Origin of the sequence: Massilia endophytica (assembly GCF_021165955.1) — a bacterium.
Classification (GTDB): domain Bacteria; phylum Pseudomonadota; class Gammaproteobacteria; order Burkholderiales; family Burkholderiaceae_D; genus Rugamonas; species Rugamonas endophytica.
Map to the genome: position 1 here is coordinate 4,932,316 of NZ_CP088952.1, position 16,753 is coordinate 4,949,068.

A 16,753-nucleotide genomic window follows, 5' to 3' on the forward strand; every position below is an offset into this window, starting at 1 on the left:
AGCCCTTCATGAACCGCACCGCCGACATTACGCGCAACACCAACGAGACCCAGATCCGCGTCGCCCTCAACCTGGACGGCACCGGCGTCCAGAAGCTGAACACGGGCGTTCCCTTCCTGGACCACATGCTGGACCAGATCGCGCGCCACGGCCTGATCGACCTGGACGTGCAGGCCACGGGCGACACCCATATCGACAACCACCATACGGTGGAAGACGTCGGCATCACCCTCGGCATGGCCGTGGCCAAGGCCATCGGCGACAAGAAGGGCATCCGCCGCTACGGCCACGCCTATGTGCCGCTGGACGAAGCCCTGTCGCGCGTCGTCATCGATTTCTCGGGCCGTCCCGGCATCGAATACCATATTCCGTTCACCCGCGCGATGATCGGCGGCTTCGACGTGGACCTGACCCTGGAATTCTTCCGCGGCTTCGTGAACCACGCCCAGGTCACCCTGCACATCGACAACCTGCGCGGCACCAATGCCCACCACCAGTGCGAAACGGTGTTCAAGGCCTTCGGCCGCGCCCTGCGCATGGCCGCGGAGCTGGACGACCGCGCCGCAGGCGCCATCCCATCCACCAAAGGAAGCCTGTAATCACCCTCATTCAGGCTCTGGGCATATGAAAAAGATCGTTGTAGTTGACTACGGCATGGGGAATCTGCGCTCCGTCGCGCAGGCCCTGCGTGCCGTCGCGCCGGAAGCGGATGTCCGCATTTCCGGCGAAGTGGCCGATATCGAAAGCGCCGAGCGCATCGTGCTGCCCGGCCAGGGCGCCATGCCGGACTGCATGCGCAGCCTGCGCGAATCCGGCGTGCAGGAGGCCCTGCTGCGCGCGGCCGAAAGCAAGCCCCTGCTGGGCGTGTGCATCGGCGAGCAGATGCTCTTCGACGGCAGCGAGGAAGGCAATGCCTCCGGCCTGGGCCTCCTGCCCGGCAAGGTGGTGCGCTTCCGCCTGGACGGACGCGTGCAGGACGACGGCTCCCGCTTCAAGGTGCCGCAGATGGGCTGGAACAAGGTGAAGCAGGTGCGTCCGCACGCGCTGTGGGAAGGCATTGCCGACGACGCGTACTTCTACTTCGTCCACAGCTATTTCGCGCAGCCGGAAAACAGCGCGCACGTGGCGGGGGAAACCGTGTACGGTGAGGCCTTCTGCTGCGCCGTGGCACGGGACAATATCTTCGCCACCCAGTTCCACCCCGAGAAGAGCGCAGGCGCGGGCCTGCAGCTGTACAAGAATTTCGTTCACTGGAACCCTTAACTTTTCACCCAACCTTTTATCGAAACCATGCTGCTCATTCCTGCCATCGACCTCAAGGACGGTCACTGCGTTCGCCTGAAACAGGGCGACATGGAACTTGCCACCGTGTTCTCCGAAGACCCCGCCGAGATGGCGCGTCATTGGCTGAAGCAGGGCGCGCGCCGCCTGCACCTGGTTGACCTGAACGGCGCCTTCGCGGGCAAGCCGAAGAACGAGGGCGCGGTGAAGTCCATCCTGGCGGCCGTGCGCGAGTTCGCCGAAGAGAACGACATCGACGAGATCCCCGTGCAGCTGGGCGGCGGCATCCGCGACCTGGACACCATCGAGCGCTATCTGGACGACGGCATCAGCTACATCATCATCGGCACCGCCGCCGTGAAGAGCCCCGGCTTCCTGCATGACGCCTGCGGCGCCTTCCCCGGCCACATCATCGTGGGCCTGGACGCCAAGGACGGCAAGGTGGCCACCGATGGCTGGAGCAAGATGTCCGGCCACGAGGTGATCGACCTGGCGCAGAAGTTCGAAGGCTATGGCGTGGAGTCCATCGTCTACACCGACATCGGCCGCGACGGCATGATGGCGGGCGTGAACATCGAGGCCACCGTGAAGCTGGCCCAGGCCGTGCGCATCCCCATCATCGCATCGGGCGGCGTGCACACCATCAAGGACGTGGAAGCCCTGTGCGCCGTGCAGGACGAAGGCATCGAAGGCGTGATCTGCGGCCGCTCCATCTACGAAGGCACGCTGGACCTGAACTCGGCGCAGCTGCGCGCCGACGAACTGTCGGGCGACACCGAATAAGGACATCATGCTCGCCAAACGCATCATCCCCTGCCTGGACGTGACCAATGGCCGCGTCGTCAAGGGCGTCAACTTCACCGAGCTGCGCGACGCCGGCGACCCGGTGGAAATCGCGCGCCGCTATGACGAGCAGGGCGCGGACGAACTCACCTTCCTCGACATCACCGCATCGAGCGACAACCGGGGCCTGATCCTGGACATCATCGAGGCCGTGGCCTCGCAGGTCTTCATTCCCCTCACCGTGGGCGGCGGCGTGCGCCAGGTGGAGGACGTGCGCCGCCTGCTGAACGCGGGGGCGGACAAGGTCAGCCTGAACACCTCCGCCGTCAGCAATCCCCAGCTGGTGTACGACGCCTCGCAGAAGCACGGTTCCCAGTGCATCGTCGTGGCCATCGACGCCAAGCAGGTCGCTCCCGGCAAGTGGGAAGTGTTCACCCATGGCGGCCGCAATGCCACGGGCCTGGACGCCGTGGAATGGGCGAAGAAAATGGAATCGCTGGGCGCGGGCGAACTGCTGCTCACCAGCATGGACCGCGACGGCACCAAGTCCGGCTTCGACCTGGGCTTGACGCGTGCCGTGTCCGACGCGGTGAGCGTGCCCGTGATCGCCTCCGGCGGCGTGGGCGGCTTGCAGGACCTGGCGGATGGCGTGAAGGAAGGCCGTGCCGACGCGGTGCTGGCCGCCTCCATCTTCCACTATGGCCAGCACACCGTGCAGGAAGCCAAGCGCTTCATGGCGGCGCAGGGCATTCCCATGCGGCTGGTGTAAGCATGACGACGCCAACCCTCGCCAAAGCCAAGTGGCTGAACCGCGTAAAATGGGACGAGCACGGCCTGGTGCCGGTGATCGCCCAGGAGGCGGTCAGCAACGACGTGCTGATGTTCGCCTGGATGAACCGCGATGCCCTGTACAAGACCGTGGAGCTGGGCGAAGCCGTCTACTGGAGCCGCTCGCGCAAGAAGCTGTGGCACAAGGGCGAGGAGTCCGGCCACGTGCAGAAGGTGCTGGAGATCCGCCTCGACTGCGACGAGGACGTGGTGCTGCTCAAGATCGAGCAGGCGGGCGGCATCGCCTGCCATACCGGCCGCCATTCCTGCTTCTTCCACAAGTTCGAGGGCGACCCGAAGGAAGGCGACTGGCAGGATGTGGAGCCGGTGCTGAAGGACCCTGAAACGATTTATACGGACAAGAAGAAATGAGCACGGTACTGGACCGCCTGGCGCTGCTGATCGAAGGCCGCAAGCCCGCCAACGGCGGCGACCCCGCCACCTCCTATGTGGCCAAGCTCTTCGCCAAGGGCGACGACGCCATCCTGAAGAAGGTGGGCGAGGAAGCCACAGAGACCGTGATGGCGGCCAAGGACGCCCGCGTCTCCGGCGACAGCAGCAAGGTCCTGTACGAGTGCGCCGACCTGTGGTTCCATTCCATGGTGATGCTGGCCCAGTTCGGCCTCACGCCGCAGCAGGTGCTGGACGAGCTGGCGCGCCGCGAAGGCATGTCCGGCATCGAGGAAAAAGCTTCGCGCCAACCAGATTAAGGATAGAAAAGTGGACAACTGCCTGTTCTGCAAGATCGCCGCCAAACAGATCCCTTCCTCCATCGTCTACGAGGACGATGAGCTGATGGCCTTCAAGGATATCAACCCCGCCGCGCCCGTGCATCTGCTGGTGATCCCCAAGCAGCACGTGGCCACCCTGGCCGACACCAGCGAGGCCCACGCTCCCCTGCTGGGCAAGATGCTGGCCCTGGCGCCGAAGCTGGCGAAGGAGCACGGCATTTCCGTGTCCTACGACGCGGACGGCACGCCGAGCGGCGGCTACAAGACCACCATCAACACGGGGCCGGATGGCGGCCAGGAAATCTACCACCTGCACCTGCACGTCTACGGCGGCCCCCGCCCCTGGCGCGGCCTGCGTTGACTTTCTGACAGCCAACATGACAGGCACATGACAGTGCCTGCATCGCGTATACTGTCTGTTCTAACCGAATTCGGGCGTTGCCGCCCTGCAAGGAGAAAATGATGGGTTCTATGAGCATCTGGCACTGGCTGATCGTCCTGGTGGTGGTCATGCTGGTGTTCGGCACCAAGAAACTGGGCAATATCGGTTCCGACCTCGGCAAGGCCGTGAAGGGCTTCAAGGACGGCGTGAAGGGCGACGAGGAACAGGCGAACGCCCAGCCCGCCCCGCCTCCGGCCCAGGTGACCGACAAGGGCACCATCGAGGTGGAAGCCAAGGAAAAGCACAAGGTTTAAGTAGGTGATCGATCTCGGTCTTTCCAAACTGGCCATTATCGGGGTCGTCGCGCTGGTCGTGATCGGTCCCGAGCGGCTGCCCAAGGTGGCGCGCATGGCCGGCACCCTGTACGGACGCGCCCAGCGCTACCTGCACGAGGTAAAGAACGAGGTGAGCCGGGAGATCGAGCTGGAGGAGCTGCGCAACCTGCAGAAGAACGTGCAGGAAACGGCGCAGTCCTTCAAGGCCGATGTCGAGAGTTCGATCTCGAAGAACATGGCCGAGGTGGAGGATGCCTTCCGCATCGATAATCCGCTCCACGACGAATACCATCACGACAGTTTTACATCCAGCGAAGACCTGGCGCGCAAGGCCAAGGAATTCCGGCGCAAGCGCCTGGTGCGCACCTCGGCCGTGCCGCTGTGGTACAAGCAGCGCAACGGCGGCCGCATGCACGTGGTCTCCGGCGCGGCGCGCGTGGCGCGTTTCCGTCCGCGCAGCGGCAAACCACCTGCATCGTTCTACTAAATGAGCACTGACAACCCGGCCGAAGAAACCTTCATCAGCCATCTCATCGAGCTGCGCGACCGCCTGGTCAAGGCGTCCATCGGCATCGTGCTGGTGACGGTGGCCCTCATGTTCTGGCCCGGCCCTTCCCATATCTACGACTTCATCGCCCAGCCGATGATCGCCTCCCTGCCCGTGGGTTCGAAGATGATCGCCACCGGCGTCATCGCGCCCTTCCTGGTGCCCATGAAGGTGACGCTGGTGCTGGGCTTTATCCTGGCCCTGCCCTGGGTGCTGTACCAGCTGTGGGCCTTCGTGGCGCCCGGCCTGTACACGCACGAGAAGCGCCTGATCGCGCCGCTGGTCATCTCGTCCTCCCTGCTCTTCGTGTCGGGCGTGGCCTTCTGCTACTTCTTCGTGTTCGGCCGTGTGTTCAAGTTCATCGCCGAGTTCTCGCCGACCTCCATTGCCGTGACGCCGGATATCGAGAACTATCTCGATTTCGTCATGTCCATGTGCCTCGCCTTCGGCGCCACCTTCGAGGTGCCCGTGGTGGTGGTGATCCTGGTGCGGATGGGGATTGTGTCGCTGGCCAAGCTGAAGGAGTGGCGGCCGTATGTGATCGTGGGCGCTTTCGTCATCGCCGCGATTGTGACCCCGCCGGACGTGGTGAGCCAGTTCTCGCTGGCGATTCCCATGTGGTTGCTGTTTGAGCTGGGCCTGCTCGTATCGCCGATCTTCGTGAAAGTCACCCAAGCCCCGGAAGAGCAGGCCTGAGCGTCACGCGGGCCAGAACAGCTTCGCCAGCGTGATGAGGTGCAAGAGCATCATCACCGCAAACATGCGGTTGATGCGGCGATACAGGGCATCGAACATCTGTTGTACTTCTGCAAGTATTTCTGCCTTGAGAAGCACCAAGTCCGCCTTCGTAGCGACAGGGTTAGCTTCCAGAACATCGGCAAGCGCCGCTGCGTGCGCCTCTGCCTGACGTTGCGGCACGCCCGCATCCGTCAGCTTGCGGATAAACTCGTCGAGGTCGAAACGCATCGGCATGATCATCACCAGCCCCCATTCATATTAGCAGGTGCTGACGATGTTATGCGCCCGCAGGCCGGGAAGGCTTGTGCGGGCGCAGGGAAACTACTGCATCAGTTCGCGGATCACTTTTACGGGCGCGCTGCCGTAGCTCAGGAAGTCCTCGTGGAAATCCTTCAGGGAGAACTTGCTGCCCAGCGCCTGCTTGCGCTGCTCGCGCAGCTCCATGATCTCGCTGTAGCCGCTGAAGTAGCTGGTGAGCTGCACTGAGCTCAGCTGCACGCGGCGCCACTTCTCTTCCGCTTCGCGCTGGGTCTGGAAGGCCTGGCGCGTGAGCAGGTCGATGGCCTGCTCGCGCTGCATGCCCAGCACGTGCACGCTGTAGTCGAGGATGGTGTTCGTCACGCTGCGCAGGTTCCACTTCGACCACATCAGCCACATCTCCGGCGCATTGCCGCCATAGCCCGATTCCAGCATCATGCGTTCGCTGTACACCGCCCAGCCTTCCACCATGGCGCCATTGCCGAAGATGGCCTTGACCAGCGAAGGCGACTTGTTCGCGTACACCAGCTGCGCATAGTGGCCGGGAATGGCCTCGTGCATGTTCAGGATCTGCAGCATCCAGTGGTTGTATTCGCGCAGCGTGCTTTCCGCCTGCTCGGGCGTGGCGTCGTCCAGCGGCGTCACGTTGTAGTAGGTGCGGTCCTGCGGGCGGTAAGGGCCGGGGGCCTCGATGCTGGCGCCCGCGACGCCGCGCTGGTAGACCGGCGTCGGCCGCACCACCAGGGGCTTGTCCGGGTCCAGCGTCAGCAGCTGGTTGCGGGCCACGTAATCCTGCAGCTGCGGAATCTGGCGCTGGATCTCCGCGAAGAACTGGTCGCGCTGCACGTGGTTGGCGGAGAGCAGGGAGATCATCATGCCGATCTTCGCGATACGGTCCGCGGGCTTGGGCTTGTCGTCCATGTACTTCGGCCATAGCTCGTCCGTGTAGCGCTCCATGTTCGCCAGCAGCTGCTCGCGCGCCGCCAGGGCCTTCTGGTAGGTCTGCTCGGCGCTCCCCGCCGCCTGGATGTCGAAGCCGAACTTCGCCTCATACAGCTCCTTGCCGATGCGGAAGGAACGGCCGCTGCGCGCCTGCTCCATCGTCTTGTCCAGCTCGGAGAGCCAGGCGGCATAGGATTCCACGGCCGTCTTCGCGGCGGCGATGCGCTGCGCGAACAGGCCTTTCTCGTTCGCGGCCAGGGGCGACAGTTCGGCCTCCTTCGCCAGCTCGTCCAGCAGGGCGGTGACGCCCGGCGCCTGGGCGATGGCCAGCTGCGTATGCTCGCGCGTGGGATTCACGATGTTCTTGCGCGCCGCCTCGTAGTACTGCGGCGCATTCGCGATGCGGCGCAGCAGGGTGCGCAGGCGCTGGGGCTTGGCCGCGTATTCGGTGTGCAGGATGTAGTCGAGGGGGCTGGCGATGTTGTACAGCGCCGGATTCCACTCGTACTCGCGGAAGGTGTTCAGATACCACAGGTCCGACTGCAGCTTGTTCAGCAGCAGCGCATGGTCGGTACGCTGGCGCGGCGACAGGTCGCGCGCATTGATCTTGCCGAGCTTCTCCAGCCATTCCTCGATAAAGGCCTGCTGGCGCTGGCGGGTGGCGGGATCGAGCACGGTGAGCGTGGCGGCCGTGTCGTACTTGCCCATCACAATGGCGGACTCGGGATCGATGCGCCAGAGCGCCGTGAGGAACTGGCCGCTGGCGGTGTCGAAACTGCGGTCCTGGCGGCGTTCGGCGGGCAGGGTGGCCGGAGCGGCCGCCTGGGGCGCCTTGGCGGCCTTGGCGCCTTTGCCGCCCTTTTTGACGCCCTTGGCCGCGGTGGGCGCCTTGACGGAGGATTTCTTGCCCGGCTTGCTGCTTTTCTTGCTCACCGCCGTCCTGGCAGGCTTACCGGACTTGGCCGGTTTCTTGGCCGCCTCGGCCGGCGCAAGCGCCAGGCTCATCAGCATTGCGGCCAAGGCAATCTTGGTCTTGATCATTCATTGAACCCCGTTAAGTGGTGCGTGCGAGAGTATCACTAATCAGGCTGGGCGGGACGCGCCTGTTACACGGCGCTACAAAGCTCAGGCCAGCCTGTTTTCGCGGATGAGCGTCTGGTGGCGGGTGTTGACGAGGCCCACTGCGTCCTTGCCGCGCGCCATATGCGTGAGCACGATCTCGCTGGACTTGGTGAAGCGGTGGCCGATGCGGATGGTGTAGGAGCGGAACAGCCAGCTCCAGAAGGACTGCACGAAAGTCGCCTCGTCCATATCGCGCCATTTCACGCCCTGCACGCCCCTGGCCCAGGGCAGGATGCCGGAGTAGAGCCATACGCCCACGTCGTCGTAGTAGAGCTGCACGCTGCGCAGCACCATGACGCGGTAGATCACGATGGCCGCCGACACCAGCAGCACGGCCGCCGCCAGCCACTCCGAATAGAGAAAGGCGGCGCGCAGCAGGAACAGCATGAGCAGGGCGAACAGGGAGATGCCGATGTAGGCCGTCCAGGCCTTGCGGGCCAGCGGGGTGGCGTGGGCGCCGATGTCCGTCGTGTTGTCTTCTTCCATGCCGGAATGATTGCATGGAAATGGGGCTTTGCAAAGGCTCAGGACCGGTGGCGGCTGTCCAGGCGGTCGCCCCGGTCCTGGGCGGCGAACTGATCGAGAATGCCGGCGATCTGCACGCCCTGGCTCTCCGCTTTCAGGTCCACCCGCATCAGGCAGGTGTTGCGCTGTACGGGCGTGCGCAGCTCGGACTGGGCGGACTGCCGGTTCTGGCTGCCGCGCGGCGGCGTGGGCGCATCGCGCAGGTCGATGATGAAATTGCCCTGCACAGGGCCGCCGTCGTCCTCCAGGGGACGCATGTGGATGGCCTCGGGCGCCACGCCTGCCTCCAGCAGCGCGTCGCGCGCCCTGCAGGCCACGTCGAAACTGTCGAAAACACGCAGCAGGGAATCGGCCATGATGTGCTCCTTGTATGAGCTTCCATCATAGCGCCGCCGCCTGCGCGGCAGCGCGCGCTTAACGGCGCAGGCCTTCCTGCAGCATGGCCAGCATGTCCTCCGCGCTCATGCGGGCCGAGGTGTCGCTGCCGTCGAGCAGGCTGTCGGCCAGCTCGCGCTTGTGCGCATGCAGGTCCACGATGCCTTCCTCGATGGTGCGGCGCGCCACCAGGCGGTAGATGGTGACGGGGCGCTGCTGGCCCATGCGGTGGGCGCGGTCCGAGGCCTGGTCTTCCACGGCGGGGTTCCACCACGGGTCCATGTGGATCACGTAGTCGGCCGCCGTGAGGTTGATGCCGACGCCGCCCGCCTTCAGGCTGATGAGGAAGACGTCGCCCTCGCCAGCCTGGAAGGCGTCCACGCGGCGCTTGCGCTCCGCCATGGGCGTGGCGCCGTCGAGATACTGGTAGCTCACGCCGTGCGCGTCCAGGTGCACGCGGATCAGGGACAAGTGGTCGACGAACTGGCTGAACACGAGCACCTTGTGCCGGTTCTCCAGCAGGCCGCCGAGCAGCTCCGAGAAGGCATCGAGCTTGCTGCTGCGCAGGCCGAGCGCCGGCGCCACCAGGTTCGGATTGCAGCAGGCCCGGCGCAGCTTCATGATCTCGGCCAGGATCTGCATGGACTTGCGGTCGGCCGGGCCTTCGATGGCGGCCAGCTTCTCCAGCGCATCGCGCCGCAGCGATTCATACAGCGCCGCCTCGTCGGCCGAGAGATCCACTTCCAGCGTGATCTCGGTGCGGGCAGGCAGCTCGGTGAGCACCTGGGCCTTGGTGCGGCGCAGGATGAAGGGGCTTATCAGGCGGCGCAGGCGGTTGCGCGCACCCACTTCGGCCTTCGCGTCCTGCTGGCGCTCGATGGGGCCTGCGAAGCGCAGGTTGAACTGGTCCAGCGATCCAAGCAGGCCCGGATTGATGAAGCGGAACAGGTTCCACAGCTCGCCCAGGTGGTTTTCCAGCGGCGTGCCGGTGACGGCCATGCGGAAGCCGCCGCGCAGCGCCATCACGGCCTGCGAGCGCTTGGTGGCGGCGTTCTTGATGGCCTGCGCCTCGTCCAGCACGATGGTGTGCCACTGCTGCTTCACGAAGCGTTCGGACTCCAGCTGCAGCAGGCCATAGCTCACGATCACGAGGTCGAAAGGGCCGGCGCTGCCGATGGTCTCCGCGCGGTCGCCCGCGCCGAACATCTTCACGTTCAGGGTTGGCGCGAAGCGGGCCGCTTCCGCCGCCCAGTTCAGGCAGACCGAGGTTGGCGCCACCACCAGCGCGGGGCCTTGCGGCGCGCGCGTGAGCAGCAGGGCCAGGGTCTGGAGCGTTTTGCCCAGGCCCATGTCGTCGGCGAGGCAGGCGCCCACGCCCCAGTGGGCCAGGCGGGCCAGCCATTCGAAGCCCGCCTGCTGGTAGTCGCGCAGCTCCGCCCGCAGTGTGCTCGGCAGCGCGGGCCGATAGTCGGCCAGCGCTTCGATGCGCGCGAGATGCTCGCGCCACATCTGGTCCGCTTCCACCCCGCTCACTTCGGACGCCAGCTCTTCCAGCACGAAGGCCGCGAGGCGATGCACCTTCATGCCCGCGTCGTCTTCGCTGCCGAAGTCCTGCAGGTCGGTGAGGCGGCGGTGCAGCTCCTCGGACAGGGCAAGGAACTGCTTGTCGCCCAGCTGCACGAAGCGGCTCTTGCTTTGCTCGATGAGGTCCAGCAGGGTGCGCAGGTCCATCACCTTGCCTTCGTCCAGCTGCAGTTGTCCGTCGACGGCGAACCAGTCCTTCTTGCTCTTGATGTTCAGCTTGAGCTGCTTGGTGTACACCGGTTTGCTGAGGCGGAAGGCCTCGCCATCGGGCCAGGCCAGCACGATATCGTCCAGCGCCTGCAGCTCGGCCAGCAACTCCAGCGCCAGCGCGGGCTGGCCAAGCAGCCATTCACCGTGGTCCTGTTCCGCCTCTTCCAGCACCGGGCATTTCAGCACCAGCTGGCGCTGCCGGTCACGCTCGTCCGCCAGGTTGCGGCGTGCCTGCACCGGCCTGCCGCCCACGTCCGCGATCACGCTCTCCGCGCCCTCGCCGGGAGCGTAGTAAGGACCGGCGTCGCGCAGCGGCCGTACCTGCACCTGCATGCGCAGGCCCTGCTGGTAAGGCAGCAGGTGCACGTGCATGCGGGTATCCGCATCCACCTGCTCCGCGTTCGCCGCGCCGCCGCCGATATCCGACTGCACGGTGACGATGGAGGACACGGCGCCTATCGCCTCCAGCACCTGTTCCTCGGCATGGGCGGGCACGAGCAGGCCATCGCCCACAATGGCGGCAATGCGGCGGTGTTCCTCCAGCACGCTTACCACGCGCAGGCGGGTCGGCGTTTCCTTCACCACCACCACGCTGCAATTGGGATCGAGGATGGCGGGCACCAAAGTAAGGCGCAGCTGGCTGCCTTCGCTGCGGATCAGGAGCTCGGGCTGCCCAGCCAGCAGTTCCACCCGTGTTTCCGGCGCATCCATCCAGAACACATGGGGGTGGCCCACCAGCGACAGCGCCGCCTGCTCAGTATCGATGTCGTAGCGCAGGCCGGAGGAATAGGCCTGGCGCGAAGGGGCGATGGTGCTGCTGATGCGGATATCCTGCGGTGTCAGGTAGTCCAGCTGCACGGCCTCCTCGCGCAGGCGCTTGAGTGCCACGGGACGGCCCTTGCCCCACTGCCCGCGCGCGTCGCGCTTCTGCTCGCGCGGCTCGATCTCCACGATGCCGTGGCCCGGGCTGTAGCTCACCACCCACATCAGGCGCGCTTCGCCGCCGTTGTCGACGGGGCCCTGGTGGAGATTGATCAGGGCCGAGAGCTGGCGCTGCCAGGCTTCCTGCCGCTCGAACCAGGTGGCCATGTCGCTGAAGCCCAGCTGCTCGCGTAACGCCGCCGCGCGCGTGGCCGACGCTTCCTCGCCCAGGTGGCCGAGCAGGCCGTGGGCCTGGCCAGCGATCAGCTGGAAGCCTGCGGCTTCGGCATGCTGCACCAGGTCCTGCAGTTCGGCCTTGCGCTGCTTCAGCTGTGGCAGCGAGAGCCAGTAGTAGAGCAGCGCCTGGAACAGCTGCGGCTGCATCCCGCTTTCCCAGCCGCGCGAGAGCACCACGTCCGTCTGCATGGTGCCCGCCCGGATCTGACGCAGCATGCTGAGCATGGCGTGTATCGGCAGGTCGGGATTGGCCTGCGCATGCACTGCGAGATCGAGATAGCTCTCGGCGGACTTCAGGTGCTTGGCGTCGCCATTGCGCAGCAGGGAAAGCACATAGAGATGGCCACCCAGGCCCTGGAACAGGTGCTTGCGCTTGCCCGATTCGCGGCGGATGGATTTCAGCGCACCCTCGAAGCCCGCGATGGCGCCATTGGTGTCGCCGCGCAGGGCCCGGATGGCGCTCGCCAGGTACTGCGGCATGGCGCCTTCCAGCCCTTCCAGATAGCGGCCCGCGTCCTGCAGGTTGCCGCACAGGATGGCCTGCTCGGCGAGGGCAAGCCGCAGCGCATCGCTCACATGCTGATTCGCTGCCGCGCGGCGCTGGAAGTGGCGTTCGGCGAAGCCGCGCACCTGGGCCGCCAGCGCCGGGTCGCGCTGGGTGTGCTGGAGCAGGAGCATGAGCACATCGTCCTGCAGCAGCGGGTGCACGAGCATCAGCATGCCCGGCTCGAAGGGGCGGGTGAAGATGTCGACAATGGGATGCAGCTGGGCCGCTTCGTAGCAGACCATGCAGGCCTGCAGCAGCGGCGCCACCTGCTGCGGGTTCTGGCTGCGCAGAAGGGCCATGCGCAGGCGCGCCACGCCGTGCCGGTAGCTGCGCGGCTCGTAGGCGCCGTTCCAGTTCTGGCGCATGGGTGTCAGCGCCTCGTAGGCCTTGCACAGGCTCTCCAGCATATGCCCGCCGATGGCCGCGCGGATGGCGGGCCAGCGCAGGCGGGCATTGCACAAATAGCCGCGGCCCACGGCAAGGCTGATCAGCGCGAGGCGTTCCAGCTTGAGCAGCGGGTCGTCCAGCGTGAGGGCGGTGAAGGGCTGGCCCTGGGCATCCGTCACGCCCGCCTTGACGATGTGATCGAGAATGGCGGTGCGCCCCATCGGCTCGCCGACCAGGGCGAGCAGGGCGAGAATGGACTTTTCCGAGGCGTGCAGGGCCTCGAATTCGAGCAGGGGATCGGACATCTATGCGGACAAATTATGGATCTCGACCGGCGCGGTATCGCCGGACTGCATGCCGAATACGCGCTGGTAGAAGTACAGCTCCGCCTCCAGCGTGCGGATGATGTTCCCGCCCTTGCGGAAGCCATGGCCCTCGCCCTCCAGCGGCACGTAGGCCACGGGCACGCCGCGCTCCTTCAGCGCCTGCACCATCTTCTCCGACTGTTGCGGCGGCACCACCTTGTCGTCCAGGCCCTGGAAGAAAATCATGGGGCGCGAGAGACGGGCGGTGTGGTTGATGGGCGAGCGCTGGCGGTACAGCTCTTCGGCTTCCGGCTGCGGCGCGATCAGGTATTCGTTGTAGTGCGACTCGAACTTGTGCGAGTCCTCGTCCAGCCCCTTGAGGTCGGACACGCCATAGTAGCTGGCGCCCGCCTTGAACACATCGTGGAAGGTGAGGGCGCAGAGCGTCGTCAGGCCGCCCGCGCTGCCGCCGCGGATGATCAGGCGATCGGGATCGGCAAGGCCGCGTTCAGCGAGGAAGCGCGCCCCCGCGATGCAGTCTTCCACGTCCACGATGCCCCACTGGCCCTTCAGCGCGTCGCGGTAGGCGCGGCCGAAGCCCGTGCTGCCGCCGTAGTTCACGTCCAGCACGCCGAAGCCGCGGCTGGTCCAGAACTGCGTCGCCAGCTTCAGGGTGCTGGCCGCCATGCCGGTCGGGCCGCCGTGGCTGATGACGATGACGGGCGGCTTCGTGCCCTGCGGCGCCTGCACGTCCTGGTTCGCGGGCGGATAGAAGAAAGCGTGCGCGGTGCGGCCGTTCGCGCTGGGGTAGCTGATGCTGTCCGGGACCGAGAGGTAGCCGCTGTGCGGCAGGTCGGCGATGGATTTCGCCAGCACTTCCAGCTCGTTGTTGCTCAAATCGATGCGCGCGATCTCGGCGGCGATGGTGGGGCTGCCGCCCAGCAGGGCCACACAGCCAGGCCCCACGCGCAGTTCGCGGATCTCCTGGTATGGGCAGGCGATGGCTTCCAGCTTGCCGCTGCCAATGAGAAGGCGCGCCAGGCGGCTCACGCCCTTGTCGATATAGGTGCAGATGATTTCATCGGCCGAGCGGAAGCCGTACATGCTGTTTCCGAAGGTCCAGTGCGGCGATGCGAACTCCGCCTCCATGGGGCAGATCGCTTCCACATGGCCCGTGTGCAGGCGGTACAGGTTCCACCATCCGCTGCGGTCGGACACGAAATAGAGCTGCCCGTCCGGCGACCATTCCGGCTGGCAGACCGATTCCCCCTCGCCGCCCGCCACGCAGGCCGCCTTGCCCAGGGAGCCGTCGTGCAGCACTTCGGCCAGCCACAACTGGGTGCCCTGCCAGGGCATGCGCGGATGGTCCCAGGTGAGCCAGGCCAGCGACAGGCCGTCCGGCGACAGGCGCGGGGAGGAGTAGAAATCGTGGCCCTGGGCCAGCACGGTCTCGCTGCCGTCGAAGCCCACGGCGCACAGCGTATTCACCGGCTGGGCGTGGGATGCGGGATCGTCCGGATGCTGCTCGCGCACCGCGATCAGGCGCTGGCGCGCGCGGTCCGCCACGAAATCCGCGAAACGCTGGCGTCCCGGCGCGGTGAACGGCTCGGGCGCGGCGCCTTCGCGCAGCAGGTACAGGCGGTTATCGGCGAACTGCGAAAAGTAGACGGTATCGCCGTCCACCGCATAGGCGCCGCCGCCGTATTCGTGCACGCGGCTGCGCACATTCAGGGGCGCGGGAGTCAGCTCCTCCACACGCTCGCCGTGCAGCCGTTTCAGGGTATTGCGTCCTGCTTCGGCGGCCCGGCCCTCGAGCCAGTACAGGTCCGTGCCTTCGCCCACCATCAGGGACGACAGCGGCACCGAGCCCGCAGCCACCGTGGCCGCCTCGATGGGCGAAGGCCAGGTGCCGTATGGAGCGGTCAGCGGGGCGGGCGTGAAGGTCATGGAGACTCCGAATCGCGTTAAAAAGTGGCGGCAGGAATGCGATAATAACGTCTTTCGTCCCGCTTTTGATTGCCTTTCATGCCACAATTTGCCCCGCTGAAGAACGACACTTTCCTGCGCGCCCTGCTGCGCCAGCCCACCGAGTACACCCCGGTGTGGCTGATGCGCCAGGCGGGCCGCTACCTGCCGGAATACCGCGCCACGCGCGAGAAGGCGGGTTCGTTCATGGGCCTGGCCACCAATCCTGACCTGGCCACCGAGGTGACCCTGCAGCCGATCGACCGCTATCCGCTGGACGCGGCCATCCTGTTCTCGGACATCCTCACCGTGCCGGACGCCATGGGCCTGGGCCTCTATTTCGTGGAAGGCGAAGGGCCGAAGTTCGAGCGCCCGCTGAAGACCGAGGAAGACGTGAAGGCCCTGCGCCTGCCGGAACCGGGCTCGCTGGACTATGTGTTCAAGGCCGTGACCCAGATCCGCACCGAGCTGAATGGCCGCGTGCCGCTGATCGGCTTCTCCGGCAGCCCCTGGACGCTGGCCTGCTATATGGTGGAAGGCCAGGGTTCGCGCGAATTCCACACCATCAAGAAGATGCTGTACGGCCGTCCGGACCTGATGCACCACATCCTGGACATCAACGCCCGCGCGGTGGCCGAATACCTGAACGCCCAGATCGATGCGGGCGCCCAGGCCGTGATGGTCTTCGATTCCTGGGGCGGCGCCCTGGCGGATGGGGCCTACCAGCAGTTCTCCCTGCAGTACATGCAGAAAGTGGTATCCCTGCTCAAGCGCGAGAAGGACGGCGTGAAGATTCCCGCCATCGTGTTCACCAAGGGCGGCGGCCACTGGGCCGAGGAGATCGCGGCCATCGGCGCCGACGCCATGGGCCTGGACTGGACGGCCAATATCGGCAAGATCCGCGCCCTGGTCGGCGACAAGGTGGCGCTGCAGGGCAACCTCGATCCCGCCATCCTGTTCGCCTCGCCGGAGCAGATCAAGGCCGAGGTGGCCCGTGTCCTGGAATCGTTCGGCAAGCACAACACCGGCCACGTCTTCAACCTGGGGCACGGCATTTCCCAGTTCACGCCGCCGGAGTCCGTGAGCGTGATGGTGGAAACGGTTCATTCGCTGAGCCGGGCGATGCGCGGCTGAGCTGGCTGCCCCACTTATACACATTTTTATTGCCTGAGGAAATATTAGGCAATAATCCTGGGCATCATCGGAAGTATTTTCCAAGCCATTGAAAACAAAGGACTTTTTCATTGGCTATTTGGACAACAATTTGCTATCAGTAAACGTTATTCGCCGGGGCAGCAAACCCGGCAGTGGTATTCTCCACAAAGTTATCCACAAAATCTGTGGAGAATTTTGAAAACTGCTTAGTAAACCGTAACTTAGTCACAATATTGAAGAAGTGTCTCAGCTTCCTGCTGCGGCGCGGCAAAACGATGTTGCGGAAACGCAAATCTTGCGGCTGGCCTGACAGTACAATGGCAGGTTCGCAGCGCTGCGAAAAAAACGCGGCTCAGCCGCAAAAAAAGCTTGATTTCGGCAGCAAACTGGTATCTCCGGGGCCGACTTATGCACAGCAGGCATAAATAAATGCGGCCGATGGCCCCTCTGGGAAGGGCTTTGCAAGTGACTGATTTTAAAGAAGAAAAAAATCGCGTTTTTGCCCCTTCGGCGTGAATTCCTACAAATCCGATGTTACTTTCCTGCTCAGCCCTTCCGCTTGTTCACAAAGTTATCCCCAGAATCTGTGGATAGT

At 65.1% G+C, this 16,753-nt stretch carries 17 protein-coding genes; 11 read left to right on the forward strand and 6 right to left on the reverse strand.

What is annotated here, in order from left to right; translation table 11 throughout:
• The first annotated feature begins 8 nt into the window (after positions 1 to 8).
• From hisB to tatC, 10 genes are all read left to right on the forward strand, one after another.
• Positions 9 to 599 carry an imidazoleglycerol-phosphate dehydratase HisB gene (gene hisB, locus LSQ66_RS22665; RefSeq protein WP_231767427.1) on the forward strand — a complete coding sequence of 197 codons (591 nt, stop codon included), beginning with the start codon at positions 9 to 11 and terminating at the stop codon, positions 597 to 599.
• Between the two features lie 25 nt (positions 600 to 624).
• A complete protein-coding gene (gene hisH / locus LSQ66_RS22670; protein WP_231767428.1) occupies positions 625 to 1,263 on the forward strand; it encodes an imidazole glycerol phosphate synthase subunit HisH in 639 nt (212 codons plus the stop codon).
• Between the two features lie 27 nt (positions 1,264 to 1,290).
• Positions 1,291 to 2,064, forward strand: a complete 774-nt coding sequence (gene hisA / locus LSQ66_RS22675; protein WP_231767429.1) for a 1-(5-phosphoribosyl)-5-[(5-phosphoribosylamino)methylideneamino]imidazole-4-carboxamide isomerase — start codon at positions 1,291 to 1,293, stop codon at positions 2,062 to 2,064.
• Positions 2,065 to 2,071: 7 nt separating this feature from the next.
• Entirely contained in the window at positions 2,072 to 2,833 is a 762-nt protein-coding gene (gene hisF, locus LSQ66_RS22680) for an imidazole glycerol phosphate synthase subunit HisF (protein WP_231767430.1), read from the forward strand.
• A 2-nt stretch (positions 2,834 to 2,835) separates the two neighbouring features.
• Complete coding sequence (gene hisI / locus LSQ66_RS22685) at positions 2,836 to 3,264, forward strand: phosphoribosyl-AMP cyclohydrolase (RefSeq protein WP_231767431.1); 429 nt, start codon at positions 2,836 to 2,838, stop codon at positions 3,262 to 3,264.
• Complete coding sequence (locus LSQ66_RS22690; RefSeq protein ID WP_231767432.1) at positions 3,261 to 3,602, forward strand: phosphoribosyl-ATP diphosphatase; 342 nt, start codon at positions 3,261 to 3,263, stop codon at positions 3,600 to 3,602. The genes hisI and LSQ66_RS22690 overlap by 4 nt, the downstream gene beginning before the upstream one ends.
• A 10-nt stretch (positions 3,603 to 3,612) precedes the next feature.
• Positions 3,613 to 3,984 (forward strand): histidine triad nucleotide-binding protein, encoded by a 372-nt coding sequence (locus tag LSQ66_RS22695; protein ID WP_231767433.1) that lies wholly within the window; start codon positions 3,613 to 3,615, stop codon positions 3,982 to 3,984.
• A gap of 101 nt (positions 3,985 to 4,085) precedes the next feature.
• Positions 4,086 to 4,319, forward strand: a complete 234-nt coding sequence (gene tatA / locus LSQ66_RS22700; RefSeq protein ID WP_231770182.1) for a Sec-independent protein translocase subunit TatA — start codon at positions 4,086 to 4,088, stop codon at positions 4,317 to 4,319.
• A gap of 4 nt (positions 4,320 to 4,323) precedes the next feature.
• The gene (gene tatB / locus LSQ66_RS22705; protein WP_231767434.1) at positions 4,324 to 4,827 is read left to right on the forward strand and encodes a Sec-independent protein translocase protein TatB; all 504 of its coding nucleotides are present in this window, start codon (positions 4,324 to 4,326) and stop codon (positions 4,825 to 4,827) included.
• The gene (gene tatC, locus LSQ66_RS22710) at positions 4,828 to 5,583 is read left to right on the forward strand and encodes a twin-arginine translocase subunit TatC (protein ID WP_231767435.1); all 756 of its coding nucleotides are present in this window, start codon (positions 4,828 to 4,830) and stop codon (positions 5,581 to 5,583) included.
• A 3-nt stretch (positions 5,584 to 5,586) separates the two neighbouring features.
• Here tatC and LSQ66_RS22715 read toward each other — a convergent pair whose 3' ends face one another.
• From LSQ66_RS22715 to LSQ66_RS22740, 6 genes are all read right to left on the reverse strand, one after another.
• Positions 5,587 to 5,865, reverse strand: coding sequence for a hypothetical protein (locus LSQ66_RS22715; protein ID WP_231767436.1), 279 nt, complete (start codon positions 5,863 to 5,865; stop codon positions 5,587 to 5,589).
• 81 nt (positions 5,866 to 5,946) lie between these two features.
• Positions 5,947 to 7,866, reverse strand: a complete 1,920-nt coding sequence (locus LSQ66_RS22720) for a DUF885 domain-containing protein (RefSeq protein WP_231767437.1) — start codon at positions 7,864 to 7,866, stop codon at positions 5,947 to 5,949.
• An 84-nt stretch (positions 7,867 to 7,950) separates the two neighbouring features.
• Positions 7,951 to 8,433, reverse strand: a complete 483-nt coding sequence (locus LSQ66_RS22725; protein ID WP_231767438.1) for a hypothetical protein — start codon at positions 8,431 to 8,433, stop codon at positions 7,951 to 7,953.
• Positions 8,434 to 8,471: 38 nt separating this feature from the next.
• Positions 8,472 to 8,828, reverse strand: coding sequence for a hypothetical protein (locus LSQ66_RS22730; protein WP_231767439.1), 357 nt, complete (start codon positions 8,826 to 8,828; stop codon positions 8,472 to 8,474).
• A gap of 58 nt (positions 8,829 to 8,886) precedes the next feature.
• Positions 8,887 to 13,038, reverse strand: a complete 4,152-nt coding sequence (locus LSQ66_RS22735; RefSeq protein ID WP_231767440.1) for a DEAD/DEAH box helicase — start codon at positions 13,036 to 13,038, stop codon at positions 8,887 to 8,889.
• Positions 13,039 to 14,985: a S9 family peptidase gene (locus tag LSQ66_RS22740; protein WP_231767441.1), complete on the reverse strand. Its 1,947-nt coding sequence runs from the start codon at positions 14,983 to 14,985 to the stop codon at positions 13,039 to 13,041. It lies immediately after the preceding gene.
• 78 nt (positions 14,986 to 15,063) lie between these two features.
• On the opposite strand from LSQ66_RS22740, the gene hemE reads away from it, so the two are divergent.
• Positions 15,064 to 16,137 (forward strand): uroporphyrinogen decarboxylase, encoded by a 1,074-nt coding sequence (gene hemE, locus LSQ66_RS22745; RefSeq protein WP_231767442.1) that lies wholly within the window; start codon positions 15,064 to 15,066, stop codon positions 16,135 to 16,137.
• The last annotated feature ends 616 nt before the right edge of the window (positions 16,138 to 16,753 follow it).

Coding starts and splice junctions, on each gene's coding strand:
- hisB (WP_231767427.1), top strand. CDS start 9: ATGAACCGCACCGCCGACATTACGCGCAACACCAACGAGACCCAGATC.
- tatC (WP_231767435.1), top strand. CDS start 4,828: ATGAGCACTGACAACCCGGCCGAAGAAACCTTCATCAGCCATCTCATC.
- hemE (WP_231767442.1), top strand. CDS start 15,064: ATGCCACAATTTGCCCCGCTGAAGAACGACACTTTCCTGCGCGCCCTG.
- hisI (WP_231767431.1), top strand. CDS start 2,836: ATGACGACGCCAACCCTCGCCAAAGCCAAGTGGCTGAACCGCGTAAAA.
- LSQ66_RS22690 (WP_231767432.1), top strand. CDS start 3,261: ATGAGCACGGTACTGGACCGCCTGGCGCTGCTGATCGAAGGCCGCAAG.
- LSQ66_RS22730 (WP_231767439.1), bottom strand. CDS start 8,828: ATGGCCGATTCCCTGCTGCGTGTTTTCGACAGTTTCGACGTGGCCTGC.
- hisF (WP_231767430.1), top strand. CDS start 2,072: ATGCTCGCCAAACGCATCATCCCCTGCCTGGACGTGACCAATGGCCGC.
- hisA (WP_231767429.1), top strand. CDS start 1,291: ATGCTGCTCATTCCTGCCATCGACCTCAAGGACGGTCACTGCGTTCGC.
- hisH (WP_231767428.1), top strand. CDS start 625: ATGAAAAAGATCGTTGTAGTTGACTACGGCATGGGGAATCTGCGCTCC.
- LSQ66_RS22725 (WP_231767438.1), bottom strand. CDS start 8,433: ATGGAAGAAGACAACACGACGGACATCGGCGCCCACGCCACCCCGCTG.
- LSQ66_RS22740 (WP_231767441.1), bottom strand. CDS start 14,985: ATGACCTTCACGCCCGCCCCGCTGACCGCTCCATACGGCACCTGGCCT.
- tatA (WP_231770182.1), top strand. CDS start 4,086: ATGGGTTCTATGAGCATCTGGCACTGGCTGATCGTCCTGGTGGTGGTC.
- LSQ66_RS22715 (WP_231767436.1), bottom strand. CDS start 5,865: ATGATCATGCCGATGCGTTTCGACCTCGACGAGTTTATCCGCAAGCTG.
- LSQ66_RS22720 (WP_231767437.1), bottom strand. CDS start 7,866: ATGATCAAGACCAAGATTGCCTTGGCCGCAATGCTGATGAGCCTGGCG.
- LSQ66_RS22735 (WP_231767440.1), bottom strand. CDS start 13,038: ATGTCCGATCCCCTGCTCGAATTCGAGGCCCTGCACGCCTCGGAAAAG.